Annotated in this window: 23 protein-coding genes; 7 read left to right on the forward strand and 16 right to left on the reverse strand. The window is 38.2% G+C overall.

The window, feature by feature from the left end:
• The first annotated feature begins 62 nt into the window (after nt 1–62).
• The 4 genes from NSS65_RS09130 (at nt 63) to parC (ending at nt 5381) form a co-directional block, all read left to right on the forward strand.
• Nucleotides 63–191 carry a hypothetical protein gene (locus tag NSS65_RS09130; RefSeq protein ID WP_257995200.1) on the forward strand — a complete coding sequence of 43 codons (129 nt, stop codon included), beginning with the start codon at nt 63–65 and terminating at the stop codon, nt 189–191.
• Nucleotides 142–555, forward strand: a complete 414-nt coding sequence (locus NSS65_RS09135) for a CoA-binding protein (protein ID WP_034283453.1) — start codon at nt 142–144, stop codon at nt 553–555. Before NSS65_RS09130 ends, NSS65_RS09135 begins: the two co-directional genes overlap by 50 nt.
• A gap of 417 nt (nt 556–972) precedes the next feature.
• A complete protein-coding gene (gene parE / locus NSS65_RS09140) occupies nt 973–2940 on the forward strand; it encodes a DNA topoisomerase IV subunit B (RefSeq protein ID WP_034283454.1) in 1968 nt (655 codons plus the stop codon).
• 2 nt (nt 2941–2942) lie between these two features.
• On the forward strand, nt 2943–5381 hold the full coding sequence (gene parC, locus NSS65_RS09145) for a DNA topoisomerase IV subunit A (RefSeq protein WP_061109917.1): 2439 nt from the start codon (nt 2943–2945) through the stop codon (nt 5379–5381).
• A gap of 53 nt (nt 5382–5434) precedes the next feature.
• On the opposite strand, the gene NSS65_RS09150 is transcribed toward parC, so the two are convergent.
• The 3 genes from NSS65_RS09150 to NSS65_RS09160 all read right to left on the reverse strand — a co-directional run bounded on the left by NSS65_RS09150 (nt 5435) and on the right by NSS65_RS09160 (nt 7306).
• Nucleotides 5435–5560 carry a hypothetical protein gene (locus NSS65_RS09150; RefSeq protein WP_255222231.1) on the reverse strand — a complete coding sequence of 42 codons (126 nt, stop codon included), beginning with the start codon at nt 5558–5560 and terminating at the stop codon, nt 5435–5437.
• A gap of 43 nt (nt 5561–5603) precedes the next feature.
• Nucleotides 5604–5939: a hypothetical protein gene (locus NSS65_RS09155; RefSeq protein ID WP_034283456.1), complete on the reverse strand. Its 336-nt coding sequence runs from the start codon at nt 5937–5939 to the stop codon at nt 5604–5606.
• A 194-nt stretch (nt 5940–6133) separates the two neighbouring features.
• Complete coding sequence (locus tag NSS65_RS09160) at nt 6134–7306, reverse strand: MFS transporter (protein ID WP_065214408.1); 1173 nt, start codon at nt 7304–7306, stop codon at nt 6134–6136.
• A 225-nt stretch (nt 7307–7531) separates the two neighbouring features.
• Between NSS65_RS09160 and NSS65_RS09165 the strand changes: the two genes are divergently transcribed.
• The gene (locus tag NSS65_RS09165; RefSeq protein ID WP_065214409.1) at nt 7532–8101 is read left to right on the forward strand and encodes a sugar O-acetyltransferase; all 570 of its coding nucleotides are present in this window, start codon (nt 7532–7534) and stop codon (nt 8099–8101) included.
• A 136-nt stretch (nt 8102–8237) separates the two neighbouring features.
• Here the strand turns inward: NSS65_RS09165 and NSS65_RS09170 are convergent, their stop codons facing one another.
• The 4 genes from NSS65_RS09170 to NSS65_RS09185 all read right to left on the reverse strand — a co-directional run bounded on the left by NSS65_RS09170 (nt 8238) and on the right by NSS65_RS09185 (nt 11075).
• Complete coding sequence (locus tag NSS65_RS09170) at nt 8238–8672, reverse strand: VOC family protein (protein WP_326135125.1); 435 nt, start codon at nt 8670–8672, stop codon at nt 8238–8240.
• A gap of 179 nt (nt 8673–8851) precedes the next feature.
• Entirely contained in the window at nt 8852–9565 is a 714-nt protein-coding gene (locus NSS65_RS09175) for a DsbA family oxidoreductase (RefSeq protein ID WP_326135126.1), read from the reverse strand.
• Between the two features lie 89 nt (nt 9566–9654).
• Complete coding sequence (locus NSS65_RS09180) at nt 9655–10275, reverse strand: NAD(P)H-dependent oxidoreductase (protein WP_326135127.1); 621 nt, start codon at nt 10273–10275, stop codon at nt 9655–9657.
• A gap of 155 nt (nt 10276–10430) precedes the next feature.
• On the reverse strand, nt 10431–11075 hold the full coding sequence (locus NSS65_RS09185; protein WP_326135128.1) for an NAD(P)H-binding protein: 645 nt from the start codon (nt 11073–11075) through the stop codon (nt 10431–10433).
• Between the two features lie 227 nt (nt 11076–11302).
• On the opposite strand from NSS65_RS09185, the gene NSS65_RS09190 reads away from it, so the two are divergent.
• On the forward strand, nt 11303–11890 hold the full coding sequence (locus NSS65_RS09190) for a TetR/AcrR family transcriptional regulator (protein WP_244858511.1): 588 nt from the start codon (nt 11303–11305) through the stop codon (nt 11888–11890).
• A 258-nt stretch (nt 11891–12148) separates the two neighbouring features.
• On the opposite strand, the gene NSS65_RS09195 is transcribed toward NSS65_RS09190, so the two are convergent.
• On the reverse strand, nt 12149–12730 hold the full coding sequence (locus NSS65_RS09195; RefSeq protein WP_070325880.1) for an NAD(P)H-dependent oxidoreductase: 582 nt from the start codon (nt 12728–12730) through the stop codon (nt 12149–12151).
• A 123-nt stretch (nt 12731–12853) separates the two neighbouring features.
• Between NSS65_RS09195 and NSS65_RS09200 the strand changes: the two genes are divergently transcribed.
• On the forward strand, nt 12854–13198 hold the full coding sequence (locus tag NSS65_RS09200; protein ID WP_034283468.1) for a helix-turn-helix domain-containing protein: 345 nt from the start codon (nt 12854–12856) through the stop codon (nt 13196–13198).
• A 580-nt stretch (nt 13199–13778) separates the two neighbouring features.
• Here the strand turns inward: NSS65_RS09200 and NSS65_RS09205 are convergent.
• From NSS65_RS09205 to NSS65_RS09240, 8 genes are all read right to left on the reverse strand, one after another.
• Nucleotides 13779–14429: a response regulator transcription factor gene (locus NSS65_RS09205; RefSeq protein WP_065214416.1), complete on the reverse strand. Its 651-nt coding sequence runs from the start codon at nt 14427–14429 to the stop codon at nt 13779–13781.
• Between the two features lie 5 nt (nt 14430–14434).
• Nucleotides 14435–15619, reverse strand: coding sequence for a sensor histidine kinase (locus tag NSS65_RS09210; RefSeq protein WP_326135129.1), 1185 nt, complete (start codon nt 15617–15619; stop codon nt 14435–14437).
• Nucleotides 15620–15720: 101 nt separating this feature from the next.
• Nucleotides 15721–17883 (reverse strand): MMPL family transporter, encoded by a 2163-nt coding sequence (locus tag NSS65_RS09215; protein ID WP_326135130.1) that lies wholly within the window; start codon nt 17881–17883, stop codon nt 15721–15723.
• 184 nt (nt 17884–18067) lie between these two features.
• Nucleotides 18068–18322: a hypothetical protein gene (locus NSS65_RS09220; protein WP_342467375.1), complete on the reverse strand. Its 255-nt coding sequence runs from the start codon at nt 18320–18322 to the stop codon at nt 18068–18070.
• A 114-nt stretch (nt 18323–18436) separates the two neighbouring features.
• Complete coding sequence (locus NSS65_RS09225; protein WP_326135132.1) at nt 18437–19540, reverse strand: threonine synthase; 1104 nt, start codon at nt 19538–19540, stop codon at nt 18437–18439.
• A 72-nt stretch (nt 19541–19612) separates the two neighbouring features.
• Nucleotides 19613–19987 carry a RidA family protein gene (locus tag NSS65_RS09230; RefSeq protein WP_342467376.1) on the reverse strand — a complete coding sequence of 125 codons (375 nt, stop codon included), beginning with the start codon at nt 19985–19987 and terminating at the stop codon, nt 19613–19615.
• The gene (locus NSS65_RS09235) at nt 19984–20649 is read right to left on the reverse strand and encodes a helix-turn-helix transcriptional regulator (RefSeq protein WP_046311244.1); all 666 of its coding nucleotides are present in this window, start codon (nt 20647–20649) and stop codon (nt 19984–19986) included. Before NSS65_RS09235 ends, NSS65_RS09230 begins: the two co-directional genes overlap by 4 nt.
• Before the next feature lie 589 nt (nt 20650–21238).
• Nucleotides 21239–22105 carry a sugar phosphate isomerase/epimerase gene (locus NSS65_RS09240; RefSeq protein WP_070325886.1) on the reverse strand — a complete coding sequence of 289 codons (867 nt, stop codon included), beginning with the start codon at nt 22103–22105 and terminating at the stop codon, nt 21239–21241.
• Nucleotides 22106–22119: the final 14 nt, after the last annotated feature.

Genomic DNA, 22119 nt, shown 5'->3' on the forward strand with positions numbered 1-22119 from the left:
TTATATTCTCCCTCTTGTCTTACATTTTAACATGATCTTGTGAAAAACATGGGGAACTTTTTTTGAAAAAATCGAAAGCAGATGGATTCAGCTTTGTTTTTAAGCAGAAATTCGCTAAAATAGAGGAAAAGGAGTGTCTTGATGAACAATCCTACGAAAGAAGAAATTGGCCGTATATTAAAGAGCAGTAAACGAATTGCTGTTGTTGGATTATCAGATCAGCCGCACCGGACGTCTTATATGGTGTCTAAGGCGATGCAGGATGCCGGGTATGAGATTATCCCAGTGAATCCAACGATCGATGAAGCACTCGGTGTGAAAGCAGTCGCTTCTTTAAAAGATATAAAAGAGCCTGTTGATATCGTCAATGTCTTTAGACGTTCAGAGTTTTTACCAGAGGTGGCAGAAGAGTTTCTCGAAATAGACGCACCTGTTTTTTGGGCGCAGCAAGGCATATATCACGAAGAAGCGAAAAGGCTGATTGAGGAAAATGGCAAGGTCGCCATCATGGATTTATGTATCAAGGTGGCTCATGCGATGACAAAAACTCATTAAATCGTCAAAAATCCTTGGTTTTTCAAGGATTTTTGCTTTTTTGTTGCAGAAATATATTTGCGATTCTGAAAGAAAGCGATAAAATAAGGCGACAGGGACATATCGGCGGCCTTGCATATCGAGAAAAAGAGCGATAAGATAAATATAGAACATTTGTTCTGTTTTGCTAAAACCATCATATGATTGCATTTGGCTTATGAAACAGTCTTGTTTATAATGGACTTCTAGTTCTGATTGCAGAATGTAGAATGATTCTCATAGCTGTGCAAAAGAGCATGTATTGGTGAATTACACATGCATGATGATGATGCAGCTTATTAAAGTGGACAGTAATGAGCAGCATGATCATCATTAAAATCTAGAGAGATCATTTGATGATTAGCCGGTTATGTTTGTTAGTGAAAGGGGATTAAGCATTTGGTTAAAAAGCAGCAAGTAGATTATAACGATGATTCTATTCAGGTGCTAGAGGGGCTTGAAGCGGTCCGTAAACGTCCAGGGATGTATATTGGATCTACGGATTCGCGCGGTCTTCATCACCTTGTCTATGAGATTGTAGACAACTCTGTTGATGAAGTGCTCGCTGGCCATGGAGATCATATCATTGTCAAAATACATAAAGATAACAGCATTTCCGTCCAAGATAAAGGGCGTGGAATGCCTACTGGTATGCATAAGCTTGGAAAACCGACACCTGAGATCATTTTAACGGTCCTGCACGCAGGCGGAAAATTTGGTCAAGGCGGATATAAAACAAGTGGTGGCCTTCACGGAGTTGGGGCATCTGTTGTGAACGCGCTGTCAGAATGGCTCACTGTCACAATTGAACGTGACGGATTTATTTATCATCAGCGCTTTGAAAACGGCGGTAAACCTGTCACATCACTTGAAAAAGTCGGAAAATCGAAAAAAACGGGAACACTGATTCATTTTAAGCCTGACCCTACCATGTTCAGTGTTACGACCTATAATTTCGATACATTATCAGAGCGTTTAAGAGAATCTGCCTTTTTATTAAAAGGGTTAAAAATAGAGTTGATCGATGAACGGCATGATGTACAAGAAACGTTTTATTATGAGACAGGCATTGAAGCCTTTGTTGCTTATTTAAATGAAGAAAAAGATGTTCTGAGTGAAGTCGTCTCATTTGAAGGAGAGCATCAGTCCATTGAAGTAGATTTTGCTTTTCAATTTAATGATGGCTATTCGGAAAATATCCTTTCCTTCGTTAATAACGTCAGAACAAAAGATGGCGGCACACATGAGTCTGGTGCCAAAACGGCCATGACGAGAGCCTTTAACGAATATGCTCGCAAAGTCGCTCTTTTAAAAGAAAAAGACAAAAATTTAGAAGGCACTGATATTCGCGAAGGACTGTCTGCTATTATTTCTGTCAGAATTCCTGAAGAGCTGCTTCAATTTGAAGGACAGACAAAAGGAAAGCTTGGGACAAGTGAGGCACGTTCAGCTGTTGATGCTGTTATTTCTGAAAAGCTTGCGTATTTCCTTGAAGAAAACCGGGAAACAGCCACTCTTCTTGTGAAAAAAGCGATTAAAGCGCAGCAGGCAAGAGAGGCTGCTAGAAGAGCACGTGAAGAAGCGAGGAGCGGCAAGAAACGGAAAAAGTCTGAAGCAACACTGAGCGGAAAATTAACACCTGCTCAATCTAGAAACCCAGCAAGAAATGAACTATATCTAGTAGAGGGTGACTCTGCGGGCGGGTCAGCAAAACAGGGGCGCGACCGTAAATTCCAAGCGGTGCTGCCGCTGCGCGGAAAGGTCATCAATACAGAAAAAGCAAAGCTTGCTGATATTTTCAAAAACGAAGAAATCAACACCATTATTCATGCAATTGGTGGAGGCGTTGGAGTCGACTTTAATGTAGAAGACATCAATTATGACAAAATTGTGATCATGACAGATGCGGATACGGATGGAGCGCATATTCAAGTGCTTCTCTTAACATTCTTCTACCGCTATATGAAGCCGCTGATTGAGCATGGCAAAGTGTTTATTGCACTCCCGCCTTTATATAAAGTCAGCAAAGGCTCAGGGAAAAAAGAGATTATTGAGTACGCATGGTCTGATGAAGAAATGGATGACGTACTGAAGAAAGTTGGAAAAGGGTACACGATTCAGCGCTACAAAGGGTTAGGTGAAATGAATGCCGACCAGCTATGGGAAACGACAATGAATCCAGAATCGAGAACACTTGTCAGGGTCAAAATTGATGATGCTGCACGTGTGGAACGCCGCGTCACAACTCTAATGGGTGACAAAGTAGAACCACGCCGTAAATGGATTGAAAAGAATGTCGCCTTTGGACTTGATGAGGAAAGCAACATTCTTGAAAATGAAAACTTGTCGCTAGCTGAGGAGGTTTAAACATGGCACAACAAGAACGATTTCATGATTTACCATTAGAAGAAGTAATCGGCGACCGCTTTGGCCGCTATAGTAAATATATTATTCAAGACCGTGCGCTTCCAGATGCACGTGATGGACTAAAACCTGTACAACGAAGAATTTTATATGCGATGTATGCAGAAGGAAATACGCAGGATAAAAACTTCCGTAAAGCCGCTAAAACAGTCGGTAACGTGATTGGTAACTATCACCCGCACGGAGACTCATCTGTTTATGAAGCGATGGTAAGAATGAGTCAGGAGTGGAAAGTACGAAATGTACTGATTGAGATGCATGGGAATAACGGGAGTATCGATGGTGATCCGCCTGCTGCCATGCGTTATACGGAAGCAAGGCTGTCTGCTATTGCTTCAGAGCTTTTAAAGGACTTAGACAAGGAAACGGTCGAATTTGTCGCAAACTTTGATGATACAAGTAAAGAGCCCGTTGTATTACCAGCGATGTTCCCAAACCTTCTCGTGAATGGATCAACAGGGATTTCAGCCGGGTATGCCACTGATATCCCGCCGCATCACTTGGGAGAAGTCATTGATGGCGTTATTAAACGAATCGAACAGCCGCATTGTACGGTTGAGGATTTAATGACGGTCATCAAAGGGCCAGATTTCCCAACAGGCGGTATCATTCAAGGTGTAGACGGTATTAAGAAGGCGTATGAAACAGGAAAAGGAAAGATTATGATTCGAGGCAAAGCGGAGATTGAAACCATCCGCGGCGGACGCCAGCAAATCGTGATTACAGAAATTCCTTACGAAGTGAATAAAGCCAATCTTGTCAAAAAGATGGACGAGTTCCGAATTGAAAGAAAAGTAGAAGGCATTTCAGAGGTCCGAGATGAGACAGACCGTACTGGGCTTCGAATCGTAGTAGAGCTGAAAAAAGAAGCAGATGCAAATGGTGTGCTGAATTTCTTATATAAAAACTCAGATCTGCAAATCCCATATAACTTTAATATGGTAGCGATACATAATCGCAGACCGACTTTAATGACGCTGACAACTATACTAGATGCATATATTGCCCATCAAAAAGAAGTGGTGACGAACCGCTCAGCGTACGAGCTTCGAAAAGCGAAGGAACGCCACCATATTGTCGACGGCTTAATTAAGGCACTTTCCATCTTAGATGAAGTCATTGCCACAATCCGCTCCTCTAATGATAAGCGTGATGCAAAGAACAACTTGATGGCGAAATATGACTTTACAGAAGCACAATCAGAAGCGATTGTTTCACTCCAGTTATATCGTTTAACCAATACAGATATTACGCAATTAAGAGAGGAAGCAAGAGAGCTAGATGTGCGGATAGCAGAGCTTGAAGACATTTTAGCGAACGAGAAAAAGCTGCTGAAGGTCATTACAAACAGCCTGAAAAAGCTCAAAAAGACATATGCTGATGAGAGAAGATCCGTTATTGAGGAAAAAATCGAAGAAATTAAGATTAACCTTGAAGTGATGATCGCATCAGAGGATGTTTATGTGACAGTCACGAAGGATGGTTACATCAAGCGAACAAGCCAACGCTCCTATGCTGCCTCTAACGGTAAGGACTTTGGCATGAAGGATACTGACCGTTTGATTCATCAGTTTGAAATGAATACAACGGATGTTCTTCTGCTGTTTACGAATAAAGGAAGCTACATTTATTGTCCTGTTCATCAGCTGCCAGATATACGCTGGAAAGACATGGGGCAGCATATTACGAATATCATTTCGATTGATCGCGAGGAATCAATCCAAAAAGCCATTCCAATAAAAGAATTTGATGAAACATCATATCTTTTATTCTTTACGAAAGGCGGAATGGTGAAGAAAACAGAGCTTCTTCAATATAAAGCGCAGCGTTATTCGAAACCGCTTGTCGCCTTGAACCTAAAAGGTGACGATGAACTCGTCGATGTTCATGTCACAACAGGACAGCAGGAATTGTTTATTGCAACGAAAAATGGTTACGGTTTGTGGTTTGATGAAGAAGAAGTAAGTGTTGTTGGACCGAGAGCGGCCGGCGTCAAAGGAATCAATTTGAAGGAAGGGGACGAGGTAGTCTCTGGCCAGATCATCGATCCGAAAAACGATGTCCTTGTGCTCACGACACAAAGAGGGGCTGTAAAGCGAATGAACCTCTCTGAGTTTGATAAAACATCAAGAGCGAAACGCGGGGTTCTTATGCTGAGAGAATTAAAGAAAAACCCGCACCGTATTGTGGCTGTGATCGCTGCATCTCTGCACGATACACTTGAAATAGATACAGAAAAGGGTACAACGATTCCGCTTGAAATCTCTACTCTAAGAGCAAATGACCGTTATAGCAATGGATCGTTTATTGTAGATGAGGAAGAGCAGGGAGAAGTGACTCATGTCCTTCTGACGCCTGAACGTGTGCCAGATGACAATAAATAAGCAAACGAAAACCCCCTGCCAGTCGCAGGGGGGTTCTTTTATATACGGGTCTTTTAGCTCTCGTGGTTGCCAAACATGCTTGAAATGGCGTGCACTACTTCAATTCCTTGGTAGACGAAAAGAGAAAGTGAAGTGACAGAGAATAGACCTAGAATGAAAATTCTTAAGAAAAATAACATCGTGTAAAACCTCCCAATTTTTGTTTTGATTTAGATGGTTGGGTTAAACACGAGCTAGTCGGAAATAAGAAGATTGGTAGAACACTGCAAGTAAATGCTTCTTTTTCCGGTCAAATCGATCAGTATGAGTGATGCGTGCAAATCCAGCTGTCATACTGCCAATAATCAGCAGTGCTGTAAATGCGGCAAATACTGCGCTCACATGTTTTTGTTTCTTTTCATCGCCCATTGTCTGAACGATTTTCATTTCATGTGATTCTTGATCGGCAACCACCTTTGCATGATGGTATACCTGAACGGAATGAGGCATTGAGAACAAATGAAAACTTGCAAGTGCTATGCATAGAACACCTAATTTTAATAGCATATTTTTTTTCATTTTTCTCACCCCTTCCTGGTTATTTTCATGATCTTACCACGTTTTCAGTTATTTGAAAAGTCTTATTTTTTTACTTTCCCTCTTTAAAAAAGCGATAAACATCAGGACATCTATAGGACTGTTTCACTTCATGAAAGGTTTCAATTTTATTTTTTAAATTTAAAAAAAGTGCCATGATCATGGATCAGACACTTTTAGTGAGCTTGTAATGAATGCGGTTTTGCTACAGCTTTAGTAAAGATTCCTGCAATACATATGGCAAATAGAACAAAGATAAAGGCATGAAGCAGTCCTACTTGATTGGCAAGCAGCCCTAAAATAGGAGGACCGGAAAGGGAGGCTGTGTAACCAGATAAGGTCACAATACTGACGCGTTTGACAGCGTACCGGCTATCATCGCCAGCTGCAGAAATGGTCAGCGGAAAGCCTAAAGATGCGCCAAGTCCCCATAAAAAGATCGATATCATACATACAACAAGTGAAATTTTTAAAATGACTAAAAATAGGCCGGCAGCTGCTGATAAAATCGCAACTCTTAGCAATAACACTCTGCCAAAGCGATCGATCAAACGTCCGCTGATCAGTCTGCCGCTAATCATGCCGCACAAAAACAAAGCATAGATGACTGTACTCATGGAATGTGAAACTTGGTAGCCATCTACCATTGCAAGTGGAATCCAATCATTGGCCGAGCCTTCGACAAATGCAAGACATAAGGCGATCATCGCAAGAGATATCGTTCGTTTGTTCAGCCATGCCGTTTGACTAGACTCAACTGTATCGGGCTGCTTCTCATGCTGATCCTTTCCTGTCCCATGCGGGATAAACCGTGTACAAATCAATATGCTGAGGAACAGCAGAAGGGCAATAGCGAGAAGGTGTATCAATACAGAGATGCCTAGATGGATAAAAAGAATACCAGCACCTGCTCCAATTAAAGTCCCAATACTAAAGGAAGCGTGCAATATAGGCAGAATGGTTTTCTTGATGCTGTATTCAATCTCTGTTCCTTCTAAGTTCATCGCTACATTACACATGCCAGAGCCTGCGCCAAAAAGAAAAAGACCGGCAGTGACGACAAAGATAGAAGAGAGCGTTGAACCAATGGCAAGAGTAGTGAATCCAAGGAACATCAAAAAAGCACTGATCACAATCGCCACTCGGCCGCCTTTTTTGCGGACGAATACATTTGAAAGAACAAGCCCAACAATTGAACCAACAGATAAACCGAGTAAAATAAGTCCCATTGTTCCTGTGTTTGCTTGTAATAAATCTCTCACTTCCGGTGTCCGTGAAAACCATGTAGAAATGGAGATTCCAGACATCGTAAAGATCACAATAATTGCTTTATACCACTTTAATTCCATCTAATCCCTCACATTTAAAGATATATATGTTATTGAACAAATCTACTCGATTATAAATGAGACTTGCTGATTCGTAAATAACTTGCTGGAGGAACAAGGTCAATACTAGTCAAAAGAAATCATTCCTTCCCAATTCTTATGATGAGAAGGTAAAATAAACATAAAGGGGGCGGTAGGATGTAATCATATCGCATCGGTATAAATAGAAGGGAGGAGGAGATCAACATGAAAAGTGAAAAGGAAAAAATGATCCAAGGAGAACATTATGTATCTAGTGACCAAACACTGATCGCAGATCGTGAAAGAGCCAGACAATTGACATACGCATATCAGCAAACCAATCAGCAAGAAAAAAGAACATCCATTTTAAAGGAATTATTAGGCGCTTGCGGAAATGATGTCGTTTTTGAAGGAAGACTGCAGTGCGATTACGGATACAATATCGAGATTGGTGAGCATTTTTTTGCAAATTTTGATGCAGTATTTTTAGACGTTTGCAAAATTACCATTGGACATCACTGTTTATTAGGTCCGAATGTACATATTTATACGGCTGGACACCCGCTTGATCCGATAGAACGTGCAAAGGGCATTGAATTCGGCAAACCAGTCACCATTGGAAACCATGTATGGATTGGCGGCGGTGCTATTATTAATCCAGGTGTCACAATTGGTGACAATGCTGTCATTGCATCTGGTGCCGTTGTGACAAAAAGTGTTCCAGCAAACGTGGTGGTTGGCGGAAATCCTGCGAAAATCATTAAATATCTTGATGAATCAAAATCTGGCGAATAAACGGCAGATTTTGATTTTTTCTATTTTGTCTCAATAAGATAAGTATACTTAATTATGAGACAAGAGAAATTCGTTTAATGGATAACTTCCTAGAATATATATTATGTAAACTAGGAAATGAGAATACATATTAGCGTCATTCCATTATTTGAATCTCCATCCCCCATGATGTTGTGATATAGAAAAATCCAAGAGGGCTCAGTTCTCTAACTTTAACATCAGGCTGTTCTGCAAAATATTTCAAAGCCTCTTCTATATTGGTCACTGTAATAGCTAGATGAGCTACACCGATATCACTCGGTTTTAGGTCAACATTCTGTTGATCTGGCGTCGACCATTGGACCAGTTCGATCTTTCTACCGCCGTATTGCAAAAATGCCGCCCCTTCTACAACTGAATGATCGTGAACCCCAAAGTATCTTTTAAAACTATCGTCTTCAAAGTGCATCCGTCCTGGCCGGAACAAGACTTCAAAACCCAAAATATTAGTGAAGAATTCAACTGCTACTTCGATATCGGGTACTACAAATCCTGAATGCTCTATTGTGCCTTGAAAAATTGTATTTTTCATATCGCTAAACCCCTTTGATTTTTTTGGAAGTAAACGATTAATTATAAAGTAGTATTTAATGCAGCTATATAACACAAGCACCGATGATGTTGGCACTACTACAAGATTTAGAACAACAATACCTGAGCCTTGAGATACTATATTATTTTTTTGTAATTTCTATCTTTTTTGATTATCCATTAAAATTTACATGTTCCATCTGAACAATAATCATCGAGCGGCGACTCTAATTTATGCTCTTCAACCTTAGCATTCGCGTACTCTTCTTTCCAAACCTGTTGTAATGTTTCTAAAAATACTTCGCTAGGTTGTGCTCCTGAGATGACATATTTATCATTCACTACGTAAAAGGGAACGCCCTGAATCCCAATTTTTGATCCCTCGGCTCTATCAGCTGCAATATTCTCGCTATATTTATCATTTGCTAAAACATCCAAAGCTTCGTTGCCATCAAGACCTATTTCACTTGTAAGTTGAGCAAGTGTTGCGTGATCACCGATATCTAGTGAATCCGTGAAATGAGCTTTCAAAATACGCTCCATAAACTCCCGTATCTTCCCTTTCTCTTTTGCATAATAAGAAAGACGAAGTGCATCATATGAATTCGTGGGAATCATTGTATCAAATTGATAATCTAATTCAACATCTTTTGCTTTCTGTTTCAATTGATTGTTCAGTACTTTTGCTTTTTCATATGGGACACCATGCTTGGAGGATAATACTTGATGGATATCCATTCCTGTATTTTTTTTCGCATATGGATCTAATTGGAAATGACGAAATAAGACTTCTACCTCTTCTTTATATTCAAACTGTTCTAACCCTATTTCAAATTGACGTTTGCCAATATAACAAAACGGACAAACAAAATCAGACCAAATTTCTACTTTCATCATATGTTCCCCCTTTATGATTTTGATGAATGTGCGAGGGGGATTATGTTAATAAACATCTTTTTAACTAATCCCACCAAAGCTCTTTTTTAAAAAGTTCGTGCTGCCGCTTTTGCCTTTTCAATTGCTGCAGCAACAACTTCTTCTTTCTTAGTTGGATCATAGTCAATACCTTCAACAAAAATCGTTGGTTCCACTTCAATTCCAACAAACTTTAGCGCACCTCTCACGTAAGAATCGGAATGTTCCATTCCAATTGCCTGCGAATAAAATCCTCCCATTCCATGAATATGGATTGCTTTTTTTCCTTTCATCAATCCTTCTGGACCTTCTGCTGTATATTTAAACGTTTTTCCAGCACTCATGATTGTATCAAAATAGGCTTTTAATAATGGTTGGATTCCTAAATTCCACATTGAAGACTGAATGATGTATTTATCTACTTCCATAAATTGCTTTGTGAATGCATTCACTGCTTCTATTTTTTGTGCTTCAACATCTGTTAGCGCTTCGCCACTTCTTAACTTCTTTTGTCCAGTTAAAAAATCAGCATCAATTAATGGAACATTTGCATAATAGACATCTACTTCTATTATTTCATCCGTTGGATTTACTTCCTTATATTCATGGATAAATGCTCTAGCAACTTGCGTACTTCTTGATTGTTCCTCTCTTTGAGGTGTTCCTTTAACAAATAATACTTTTGACATGATTATTGTCTCCTCTATGATTTTGATGAATGTTTTTTATGCCTAAACATTTTTTGAATACTTATAAAAAGAATTTACATGTTTCATCTAAACAATATTTTCGGTATGATTCCTATAATTTTTGCTGAATCAACACTCTCATACAAAAAGCTGATTTAATGATTATAGACAATGGGCATTTTTCCGATTAATTGGCGTTGCCTAGCGGCGTCATACATGAGTTTAGCGACATTTTCCCTAGATACGGACATTTTAGCTGGCTGATCGCCGAATGAATAACCGTAAGATTGCCCTTTGTATTTGATATTAGGATTAATGATTCGAACGACTGTCCAATCCAGGTTCGATTGTTTAATCAGTTCTCCTATCTTCTTCATTTCGGCATAACCATTTGGCATGAAAAGTTTAGGCAGTATTCTCGGCAGTATCGTCGATAAGCTTTTCTTATCGTCTTCAGATTGCAAGGCTGGCGTCGCGAGTGTAATCAACCTTTTTTTGGTGAACTTCTTCATCGCTTTGACAATCCGGTTATGTCCGTCGGCAATCGGTGTGCCTTTTCGTTTTCGCGACAAATCAATCCCGGGGCCTAAGGTGCTAATCACGACATCAGCTTCTGAAACTGCCGTTTCAATAGCTGAAGTGTTCGTTAGTTCCCCCGTTACAATGCGTAAATTCGAATGCTTTTGCTTGATTTTCTCAGGGTTTCTAACATATACCGTAACGAAATCTCCGTTTTCTAATGCAAACTGTGTTAAAAGTTGACCGATTGCACCAGTTGCACCAAAAATAGTGATGTTCATGGTCTTCTATCTCCTTTTGTTATTCTGAATGATCACAATTATTTCCTTGATCAAAACTTTTTCGTAATAACATGTGTTATTTAAGCAACGCGCGTTGTATAATTTGATGATAAGATGAAAAAGAATAATAAACAATAACCAAAATAGCCAATATGTTGTTTACACAACACTTCTATTGTATTGTCGCTTTTAGAAACCATGATGAACCCTTAAAAGGAGAAGAAAAAATGATTATGCCAAAAAAAGATCCAAGAACACTTCGTACAAGACAATTGATTGTAGACTCTTTTCTTTCGTTAGCTAGTGAAAAAGATTTCAACAATATAACGGTACGTGATATCACAGAAAAGGCTACTATTAACCGCGCTACATTTTATGCGCACTTTGACGATAAATTTGATTTATTACATTCTACAATCACCAATACATTTACAGACAAATTGAAAAAAAGATTAAATGATCACGATGGATTCAATGAAAAAGTCATTGCAAATATTTTTCTAGCCATGTGTGATCACCATAAAGAGCTAAGCGAATTATGTCCTAAAGGTTATCATTCTTTAGGAACGATTATAGAAAGTAAAATTAAAGAGGAGTTACAGAAGCTCATAGCTGATCTTGTGCTAAAAGGAACTGAAAATACCATTGAATTAGAGGATAAACAATTGGTAACAACCCTATCTACTATGCTAAGTTGGGGGATATACGGAGCTGCATACACATGGAATAAGGATGGAAGACCTATTTCACCAGAAGATCTAGTGACTAAGACCCTTCCTATCTTTAAAAATGGTATGAGTAAGTATTTTCTTTAATGAATATCAATTATTTTCAGCCATTTTAAAGTAGCCTTTATTAATAAATTACGCAACAAATCGTTATTAGAATAAAACAGTTGCTGTAATTGGCAGTGGGTATTCTGCTGTTAGCACTCTGTTTGAGCTGGCAGAGCTAAAAATACCTCTTTTAAATTTCAAAAACTTCTACGACCTTCTCAATAAATTAAATCGGTCGTAGAGGTTGGGCCTTTTTGGGCTTCCTTGATTTGTTACCGAATTTGTTGGTACTGTAAATCAAATATTCTGGGATATTTCTTTTAAAAATTGCTTTCTCTTTTCATCTGTTGTTAAGTTAACTCCCGAAAAATGAATCCATTTGGTGTCTTCATTTTTAATTCCCAAGTCAGCAAGAGTTCTGTTAATAAAAACGCTTTGAATCGCATTCCCGCCTTCAGTTTCTATATAATCCTTATCTGTTGTAGATGTTGAGATGACGGTTGTTTTTTTTATATTTGTCAATAAACCTTTTAAAGCCCCAGTGTTTTTATCTTCCAAGAATGCGAAACCTCTTAACATGACTTTATCAATAAATCCTTTTAAAATTGCAGGTAAATCCCACCACCAGACAGGAAATATAAATATTAATTCAGTTGACTGACTTAATTTCTTTTGATAATCCTTAACTAATTGATAAGGCGTTTCTCCTTTATGAAAATACTTCAATTCCTCAGCTGAAAAAACGGGATTGAACCCATCTTTATATAAATCGATCACTTGAAATGGTTCTCTCTTTGTTTCTAGATTTTCTGTAATGGAAGTCAAAATGGCATGATTATAGCTTCCGTCCCAAGGATGTGCATAGACAATTGTTTTCATGATTCATTCACCCTTTTTTATTATTTTTCATCATATTTTGATGTACATTCATTTTATTGTATGCTATAACGTACTACAAGTACGGTAATTAAAGTGCGATACTAACCTAAAGGAGAGTGTAAAATGACCGAAGAATCCTTTACAGCTCATGTTGATCTAAAAGAAACTGGATTTGGGTACACTTTATCATTAATTGGTGGGAAATATAAGATGACGGTACTGTATGCTTTATATGCAAACAATGCTCCTATTCGCTATAATCAGTTGAAGCGATTGCTTGGGGCAATCTCTTTTAAAACATTAACCAATACACTAAAAGAACTTGAAGCAGATCAGTTAATTAATCGTAAAGAATATCCTCAAGTGCCTCCAAAAGTAGAATATAGTTTATCGGAAAAGGGATTATCATTGATACCTGTATTAGATGCGATTTGTTATTGGGGGGAAGAACAAATGAAAATGAAATAGTTAGGCTGGCAAATCTTTCTCCTCAAACACATCCTTTTTAATTTTAAGTTCATTTCTCTCAAAACGTGCTATATCTTTCCTCGTTCCGATGACAATTTGAGCTATCCGTTTGACCAAATCTCTTTCTGGTTCCATAACAGAAGCTGAAGTTTTTGTGTTGCAATTGATGAGAACAAAAAAAGAGCCTTTGCTGGCTCCTTATTGTTAATCATATAAAGTTGATCTTAAGACTTTGAAAAGCCTGTTCTCCATGTGGGATATTTAAGAATCCACCCAATTTCGTTCTTGGCTTTGTGGTTCGAGGCCCCTCTCTCCCAAGAGTTTGTTCCTGATTGAGTGTGAGGATACGATGAACTAGTTTTGTCTTGAAGGGTGCCTTTTAAGAAGCTGCTGCACAACGGTACCACTTGGAATTTGTATCAATGCGAACAAAGAAGGACATTTTGTCCTTCCTTTCTTGTACCAGCTTGAGGTTATGTTTTGCAGATCAATATATAGCTCATTCGGGTAAATCCTTATTGCACTTTCACAATCTTATACTTATTCGACTTCCCCTATGCCCCTATGAAGAGAATGAAATCTAAAAATGAATGATTCCTAATTCTATTGATGTTTTAATTGCTTCAGCTCTTGATGTCACATTTAGTTTTTGATAAATGTTTGTTAAATGTGCTTTTACAGTTCTCTCGGAAATTCCCATATCAAATGCAATTTCCTTACTCCGGAACCCTCTAGCTACTGCTTGCAAAACGAGCATTTCTTTTTCGGTAAGCAAATGATTTTCTGTTTTCAATTTTGCATGAGGTTCTTTGTATGCGGTTGATTCAAATACCTTTGAGGCCACATTTGATTGAAGTAAAATGTCTCCTCTGATGGCTGCTTCAATTGTATTAAATAAGTTTTCTCTGCTGGTATCCTTTAAGAGGTAGCCTTTTGCACCAAGCTGTAACCCTTGAATCATTAAGTTCTCTTCATTATAAGTAGTCAGAATGAGTACGGGAACTTTTATTTGAAGAGTCTGCATTTCTCTAAGCATATCAAGCCCGCTCATCATAGGCATGTTGAGGTCAAGTAATACAAGGTCTGGGGATTTTTCTTTTATGACATCTAACCCCTTTCCTCCATCTTCTGCTTCTCCAACAACTTCAAATCTTTCGTCTGTTTCAAGAATTAATTTTAATCCTTCTCTCACAACATAATGATCATCCACAATCACAATTCGATAAGACACTGTATTTACTCCTTTTTCAAAGGTATGTTTACTATTACTTGTGTACCTTCATTTTTTTTACTTTTCAAATGGATCTCTCCACCAAGCAGCCGGACACGTTCTGACATACCAATGATGCCGTAATGTCCAAAAGTGGATTCTCGTTTTTTCTCATCAAACCCCACTCCATTGTCTGCTATTTCCAAATGGATGTGATCACCTTGTTGTACGATCACTAACTCGACATGGCTTGCTTTGGCATGTTTTGAAACATTCGTTAAGCATTCTTTTATTATGTAAACAGTATGTTCAATAAAAAAAGGCGACATATTTTGAAGTACAGAGATCTTTGTGCGAATTGGGATATTCGTTGCTGTCGTAAATCGATTTACTTCATTTTTTACTGTTTCGGTTAAATCGTATTGATCATGACGATCCTTCCGAAGATCATCAATCACCATCCGTGCCTCACCTAGTGTTTTTCGCGCTTGGCTCATTGAGCCCTTGATAATGCTTTGAGCACGCTGGGTATTTTGATTCTCTAAATGTGCTTGAACAGCTTCCAATTGCATAATAATGCCTGCAAGCCCTTGTGCAAGGGTATCATGTAAATCTCTAGCCATTCTTTGACGCTCATTAGCAAGGGTTAACTCTTCCACCTGCTGATGTGCGAGTTCGAGTTCCTTTAGAAACGTTTGAGTTCGAATTCTAGCCTTTACTTGTCTGAAAAATAAGATAGAGTATGCAACGACCACAATAAGGATCAGAAATAAAATCGGAATGTAGACAGTCAGATCATCTGTATCATTAGCCAAAATAAGAGCTAGAAAAAAAAGCACATAAAAACAAAGTCCTGTCAAAATAATCTTTAATGTATGATAGTATACACCGATGCTCTGAGCAATTAATACCGGTAAAAGACCAATTAAAATAACAGGAGAGGCAGCTGGCATAGCTAAAACACAAAGTAGAATAACGATTCCTTGTATGAAGAAATAAATCCAAGGCTTCTTCTGGAAAAAATAAAAAGACCACCAATGAAAAATGAGATGTATTGCAAAAAGGCCAGAAAAAAACAAACTTGAAAGCGATAGAGATACTGTTAAAAACTGAAAAATGATCGCTGCAACATACACAAGAATACCCCATAATAACGTGGGAATTCGGGAATAGATCATTTCATTAAATGGGTCTATCCGTTTCTTATCCATAAACGTTCACCTTCCAAACCCCATCATAACACGAAAAATACCGCCCGCCTTTGAAAGAGGCAATGGCGGTATTAGAATTTTAACATTTAAAGAAGAATAAATTATATAATCTTCTTTTCTTTTTGGGCAATTGACTCTCCTTCAATATCAATATGCGGAAGCAATCGTGCCAGCCATTTAGGTAAGTACCAATTTGCACGCCCTAATAGCATCATACAAGCGGGGATAAAGGTCATTCTAATAACAAATGCATCGAATAAAACCCCAAATGCCAATGTTAATCCCATTGTTTTAATAATCAAGTCTTGAGCAAAAATAAAGCTTGCGAAAACGAAAATCATAATTAAGCCTGCTGCAGTTACAACCCTGCCACTATGCTGTAATCCAGAAATAACAGATTTCTTTGCATCCTGAGATAGAAGAAATTCTTCCCTCATTCTACTAACTAAAAATACTTCATAATCCATTGCAAGACCAAATAATATTCCTGTTACTAGTACAGGAATAAAGTTCAACAGAGGGCCTGCTGCAGGTATTCCAAACAATGGGGCAAGATGTCCATCCTGTAAAACAAAGACAGCAAAACCTAATGTAGCAGTTAATGTCATTAAAAACCCTAGTACAGCCTTTAATGGAACAAGGAATGATCTAAATACAAGAATCATTAACACAAAAGCAAATCCAATAATGACTCCTGCAAATTTTGGCAATGCTTGACTGAGTCTATCTGAAATATCTATATTCACGGCAGTAGAACCAGTCACAAGAAACTTTGTGTCAGTCACACTCGATTCATTTCGAATGTCTTTTACTAATTGCTTCGTTTCTTTATCCTCCGGACCACTTCTAGGTAAGATTGTTAACATTGCGTACTCACCCGATTGATCAGGGATCGCCGGCGTGATTTGTTTGATACCATCCATTTTTTCTAACAATTTTGATGATTCCTCGATGGACTTGGACTTCCTCGTTTTATCTGCTTGAGAGGCATCTATGATGACAACAAGTGGTCCATTAAACCCCTTGCCAAATCCTTCTGCTAAAAGATCGTATCCTTTACGTTCAGTTGTTTCTTTGCCTTTCATACCGTTATCCGGAAGGCCAAGCTCCATATGAAGTGCTGGCCAGCTTACCAATCCTGTCAATAAAATGACACCTAGCATTATTTTACCCGGATGCTTTTGAATAAATCTTCCCCAGCCCATTGTTTTTTTCTCTTTTTTTGGCTGTAATTTAGAAAATAACTTATTTTGTCTGGAAGGACTCACCTTATCTCCAAGAAGCCCTAGTATAGCTGGAACAATCGTCAGAGAAACAAGCATAACAGATAGTACCATAAAGGCTCCCACAAGGCCCATGATACCTAGAAACGGTATGTCAACTAATACAAGTCCACATAATGCAACAATAACAGTGACGCCCGCAAATAATACAGCACTTCCTGCGGTACCCACTGCTCTAGCAGCAGCCTCATTCAAATTGTAGCCTTCTGCTAACAGCTGTCGATATCTTGAAATGATAAACAGTGCATAATCAATTCCTACTGCAAGACCAATCATCACCGCTAATGTGAGACTAAATGCAGACATTTCTACAAAGTTTGAGGTGATTAAAATGACCATAACACCTATGACTAACCCGATCACAGCCGTCAATATTGGTAATCCTGCGACCAAAAGTGAAGCAAATGTAAAGACTAAAATCAAGAAGGCGAAGACAATCCCTATGATTTCAGAAATCCCACCTACTTCAATTTCAGAGAATGTGACGGAGCCGCCTAATTCCGTTTGGATGCCGGCATCTCTTGAAATCTTTATGCTATTTAATACTTTCTCTTTTGAGGATTCCTTTACCTTATCCGCTTTCACTCGATACGTAATATCCGCATATCCTATCTTCTTATCTTTACTTATCGTAAAGTTTTGATATAAATCGGTCACCTGCTTAACTGCTTTATCCTTTTTAATTTCTTTCATCGTCTCATTTATTTTATGTTTTACTTTCTTTGCTTCTAATGTTTCATCCTTAGGTGCTTTAAATATCAGACGAATCGTTCCCCCATCATCACCTGCTGGGAACTTCTTTTCCAAGAGATCCATCGCCTTTTCAGATTTTGTTCCTGGAATCGACATATCTCCATTAAATGAAACGCCTGTCCCTATTGTTGCTGCAACTACAGCTACTAAAATAAGTAACCAACCGATTAACATTCGTTTAGGCTTCATAAAAGCAAAGTTTCCTAAGTTATATAAAAATTTAGCCATTCACTTACTCCTTTTTCATCGAATTCATGATATTCACCTCTTTATTCTACGCAATGAAATAGTGAAGTAAAATTGTACTTTTGGGCAAAAGGGATTGTACATTCAGGCAAGAAAAAGAGCATCTCTCTTGAGATACCCTTCATATATATATTGAAGATCTGGCATATGACAACATATCCTCTTCCTATATAAATCCCAATATCTCATTTTGTTGATGCGCTAGTTCCATTCCCTCTGCTAGATAGAGAGCGCTCATTTTATCTATATCATCATCTGGCCAATGGCGGATCAGTTGACGCAATCTAGCTGCAACGGTCTGACAAACATCTGGTGATAAGTAACGATCAGAATCGGGCTGTTCCAGCAATGGGATGATGTCACCTTGGTAGTTTTTAAAGGGTATTTCCCCACCAAACCCCTCCAAATCATCTAAATTCATACCAATACAAGCAGCTAACCTTTTTCTAAACCATGGAAGTTACTGTATGACCAATGTGCTTCGCAGTGAATAAAATCCAAACCCATGAAACATTCCTCCGATTTCAAGTTTGGGTTATTTTGATTTTATCCCTGCACCACAAAGAGGTATGACGATTGTTTCTTCTGGTTTCTTTTGATATTTCATGTAGCCAGCCAAATTGACTGCTGAGGTCACTTCGACATAAAATCCTTTCTCACTTAGTTTAGAACGTGCATGCAGAATTTCATCTTCTTCAATATCAATAAACGTACCATTGGTATCTTGTACAGCTTCTAGAATTTGTTTGGAGCGCGCCGGGGCAGCAATGGCTATCCCTTCTGCCAAGGTTCCTGTATTCGTAACAGGCGATGCTGATTCTTTCGCATTTTGATAAGCTTTCACAAGAGGTGCACAGTTTTTCGCTTGTATGGCAATGATTTTCGGTATTTGATAAATCAAACCATTTTCAAATAACTCTTTAAAACCATAATACGCACCTAGGAGGAGAGTACCGTTTCCAACTGGAATGATTAAAGCATCAGGTGCTCCTTTTATTTGTTCATAAATTTCATAGGCGTATGTTTTTGTTCCTTCAAAAAAATAAGGATGATACACATGGCTTGCATAAAAGACGTTTTCGTCGTCTACTGCTTTTTGGGCCGCGGCTGCAATATCCTCTCGTGTACCGCGAATCTCTTTAATCGTTGCTCCATGGGCTTTTATTTGAGCGACCTTTTTAGGTGAAGTTTCATCGCTTAGATAGATGTCACATGCAATCTCGCAGCGAGCTGCATAAGCGGCAATCGCCGTTCCTGCATTCCCGCTGCTATCCGCAATGACTTTTGATACCCCTAATTCCTTTGCTTTTGTCATTAAAACAGCAGCTCCTCGATCTTTAAAGGATAGCGTAGGCATCATATAATCAACTTTTACATAAGTGTTTGGCTCATTAGGATCTAAAACGATTAACGGAGTTTGACCTTCACCCATTGTCACAGATTCCCAAGTCTTAGAACCTTTTGAAAATGGCATGGTTTCAACATAACGCCATAAGGAGTTTGGGTAGTGATTCCAAGCCTCTATATCTATTTTAGGGGTATCTTTCACCAGATTTAATACGCCGTTACAATCACATTTCCATAAAGTTGGTGTCATCTCATACTTTTTGCCGCAATGGTTGCAAATCAATTGATCCATCAATCATCAACCCCTTTAAATAATTTTTTATATGAAATATACTTTTTTATATAACATGGACAAAAAAATATTCTAAATATAAGAAATCGCATCAATTTCAATTTTGAAACCAAAATGTAATTCATTCGTTAGTACAACAGTACGTGCTGGTTGATGTTCACCGAAAAATTCAGTATAAACCGCATCTACTTTGTCCCATAGTTCAATATCCGAAATGTATAATGTCATACGCAAAATCTTTTCTTTTTTACTTCCGGCTGCTTCTACAATCATCTCCACATTCTTAAGCGCTTGTAATGTCTCATCTTCAATGGGGCCGAATTCTTTTTCTCTCGTTTCTGGATTGATGGCAAATTGTCCTGAAACGTAGACCGTGTTTTGATGAATGGTTGCGAATGCATAGTGTCCGTTGGATTTTAGATTCCCTACCTCAAGGATACTTTTCATTTCGTTTTCCCTTCATTCGATTTATGTTTGATCTCATCCAAATAGCTGTAGACAGTGACTTTAGAAATACCTAACATAGATGCGACCTTCTCAACCGAACCTTTCATTAAAAAGATTCCCTTTTCATCCATGAACCTTATTAATTCAATTTTTTCATGACGTTTCATAACTGGGTGGACACTGTTTTGAATGATCTGTTGAATCAATTGATCTACTATTCCTTCCACATTATCAAAATCATCATTTGGTGTTGTTTCATTCTCTTGAACTTCAACTTTTGAAGAAAGAAAAGTATCCATAAATTGCTGCATTTGATTCAAAGCTTCAACATCAAAATTGATACAGAATGCTCCAACCACCTTTTTCTTAGAATCACGAATTAATGAAGTCGAAGAACGAATGGTACGGTTGTCTTCTGTTTTAAATGTATACCCAGCAAGATAATCTTCTTTAAAATCTTCTGATTGTAATACAGTCTTGACTAGATGATCAAATGATTGACCGATTTCTCTTCCTGTCACATGGTTATTTACTGTAAACATGACAGATGCTTGAGGGTTCGTTAAATCATGAATCACTACTTCACAATTTGGTCCAAACATTTTTGCCGTAGATTTTGCTAAAGGAATATAGCTCTCTAATAAATTCTTCGTATTTTCCATGCCTAAGCACCTCATTTGTTTATTCCACTAGATTATATAATTTTTTATATATAAAAACAATATATAGATTTTTTTATATATGTTGAAAAGGTTGAGAAAATATAAAAAAAGCAGCCATTGACTGCTTTTTGCTCGTGCTCCTTTCTAATTGATTTCTTGCTGGATTCCATACAAAATGACTTCAATTCCCCACCTGAACCGTTCCATTGATACGGTATCACCTGCAAACATTTCTTCTTTCAGGCTATGGATGAAAGAAATGCCGTCATCGTATGCATCTCCTCTTCTTTATGGTGCAAATTGATACAAGTAATTTATAGTAATTCATTTAATCATCTCCTTTTTCAATTATAAACAAGCAAAGCAATCGGGAAGCCCGGCTGCTTAACCTCTCACTTTTTATGATAAAAGACTTTTGTGTTATTCGATTTGACAAATCCATTGGAACTTTTCTCAAGGTCGAATGGCGCCATCGCGACCGTGGTGTTAAAGACACATTTTGCATCGAGCACAAGCACTGAAAATATGCAATCGACACATATGAAAAACCAGCGTTCCCTTATTTGAGAATAAACGCTGGTTTTTTTTATTATTTGATGTTTAATCCTTCTTTAATGGACTTTAACGTGATTTCATTCGACCATTCTGGGCGATCAGAATATGCAAAGACTGCATTTGTAACGATTCCATCGAATTTCATTTCGCGTAATTTCCGGTAAAGTGCTTCAAAATTAATTTCTCCTTCACCAGGATTCAAGTGCTGGTGAACGGTTACATTGGCATCTGGTGGATTCACGATATAACGTAGCCCGTAAGCTGCTTTATGATTTAGTGTATCTGCGATTAATACATGTGCAAGCAGATCTCCTGCCTCATCAAGGTGCTTCTCTACATCACCAATCCCATCGTCATAGAAGAACGCATGGGGAACAGAATACACAAGTTTGATCCATTCTTTATCTAGTGCACGAATCATGCGGATCGCTTCAATGTTCAACTCTATAAAGTCATGTGGATGTGACTGAAGGTTTAGCTTAATCCCTTCTTTTTCAAAGATTGGCATCAGTTCGTCCATTGATCTGACAAATGCTGCTTCACTTTCTAAAGGGCGTGTTTTGTCTCCACTAAATTCACTGTTCATGAGATCAACACCAAGTTCTGATGTGATCTCAATACATCTTTTCCAGTTTCTCACTGCCGCTTGCCGCTCTTGCTCATTTGGTGAAGACCATTGTTGAACAGGAAGTACAGAAGAAATTTTTACACCTGCATCACGACAATATCTCTTTAAGTCTCTGATCAAATGTTTATCAACTTTTGGATAGTCATAAAACCAAATGAAATCTTTACGCGGGGACAGCTCTACATATTCATAGCCGAGTCTTGCAACGTTATCAATTGTATCTTTTAAATTTGTATGATCACGGTAATGAGACGGGTCGTATGCTAAAATCATGTTCAATCTCCCTT

It is taken from the genome of Bacillus sp. FSL K6-1006, assembly GCF_038593175.1.
Classification (GTDB): Bacteria; Bacillota; Bacilli; order Bacillales; family Bacillaceae; genus Bacillus; species Bacillus safensis.

Excerpts from the sequence above, each read along its gene's own strand:
- NSS65_RS09135 (WP_034283453.1), top strand. The coding sequence starts at position 142 with ATGAACAATCCTACGAAAGAAGAAATTGGCCGTATATTAAAGAGCAGT.
- parC (WP_061109917.1), top strand. The coding sequence starts at position 2,943 with ATGGCACAACAAGAACGATTTCATGATTTACCATTAGAAGAAGTAATC.
- NSS65_RS09150 (WP_255222231.1), bottom strand. The coding sequence starts at position 5,560 with ATGTTATTTTTCTTAAGAATTTTCATTCTAGGTCTATTCTCTGTCACT.
- NSS65_RS09155 (WP_034283456.1), bottom strand. The coding sequence starts at position 5,939 with ATGAAAAAAAATATGCTATTAAAATTAGGTGTTCTATGCATAGCACTT.
- NSS65_RS09160 (WP_065214408.1), bottom strand. The coding sequence starts at position 7,306 with ATGGAATTAAAGTGGTATAAAGCAATTATTGTGATCTTTACGATGTCT.
- NSS65_RS09165 (WP_065214409.1), top strand. The coding sequence starts at position 7,532 with ATGAAAAGTGAAAAGGAAAAAATGATCCAAGGAGAACATTATGTATCT.
- NSS65_RS09170 (WP_326135125.1), bottom strand. The coding sequence starts at position 8,672 with ATGAAAAATACAATTTTTCAAGGCACAATAGAGCATTCAGGATTTGTA.
- NSS65_RS09175 (WP_326135126.1), bottom strand. The coding sequence starts at position 9,565 with ATGAAAGTAGAAATTTGGTCTGATTTTGTTTGTCCGTTTTGTTATATT.
- NSS65_RS09180 (WP_326135127.1), bottom strand. The coding sequence starts at position 10,275 with ATGTCAAAAGTATTATTTGTTAAAGGAACACCTCAAAGAGAGGAACAA.
- NSS65_RS09185 (WP_326135128.1), bottom strand. The coding sequence starts at position 11,075 with ATGAACATCACTATTTTTGGTGCAACTGGTGCAATCGGTCAACTTTTA.
- NSS65_RS09190 (WP_244858511.1), top strand. The coding sequence starts at position 11,303 with ATGATTATGCCAAAAAAAGATCCAAGAACACTTCGTACAAGACAATTG.
- NSS65_RS09195 (WP_070325880.1), bottom strand. The coding sequence starts at position 12,730 with ATGAAAACAATTGTCTATGCACATCCTTGGGACGGAAGCTATAATCAT.
- NSS65_RS09200 (WP_034283468.1), top strand. The coding sequence starts at position 12,854 with ATGACCGAAGAATCCTTTACAGCTCATGTTGATCTAAAAGAAACTGGA.
- NSS65_RS09210 (WP_326135129.1), bottom strand. The coding sequence starts at position 15,619 with ATGGATAAGAAACGGATAGACCCATTTAATGAAATGATCTATTCCCGA.
- NSS65_RS09215 (WP_326135130.1), bottom strand. The coding sequence starts at position 17,883 with ATGGCTAAATTTTTATATAACTTAGGAAACTTTGCTTTTATGAAGCCT.
- NSS65_RS09220 (WP_342467375.1), bottom strand. The coding sequence starts at position 18,322 with ATGAATTTAGATGATTTGGAGGGGTTTGGTGGGGAAATACCCTTTAAA.
- NSS65_RS09225 (WP_326135132.1), bottom strand. The coding sequence starts at position 19,540 with ATGGATCAATTGATTTGCAACCATTGCGGCAAAAAGTATGAGATGACA.
- NSS65_RS09230 (WP_342467376.1), bottom strand. The coding sequence starts at position 19,987 with ATGAAAAGTATCCTTGAGGTAGGGAATCTAAAATCCAACGGACACTAT.
- NSS65_RS09235 (WP_046311244.1), bottom strand. The coding sequence starts at position 20,649 with ATGGAAAATACGAAGAATTTATTAGAGAGCTATATTCCTTTAGCAAAA.
- NSS65_RS09240 (WP_070325886.1), bottom strand. The coding sequence starts at position 22,105 with ATGATTTTAGCATACGACCCGTCTCATTACCGTGATCATACAAATTTA.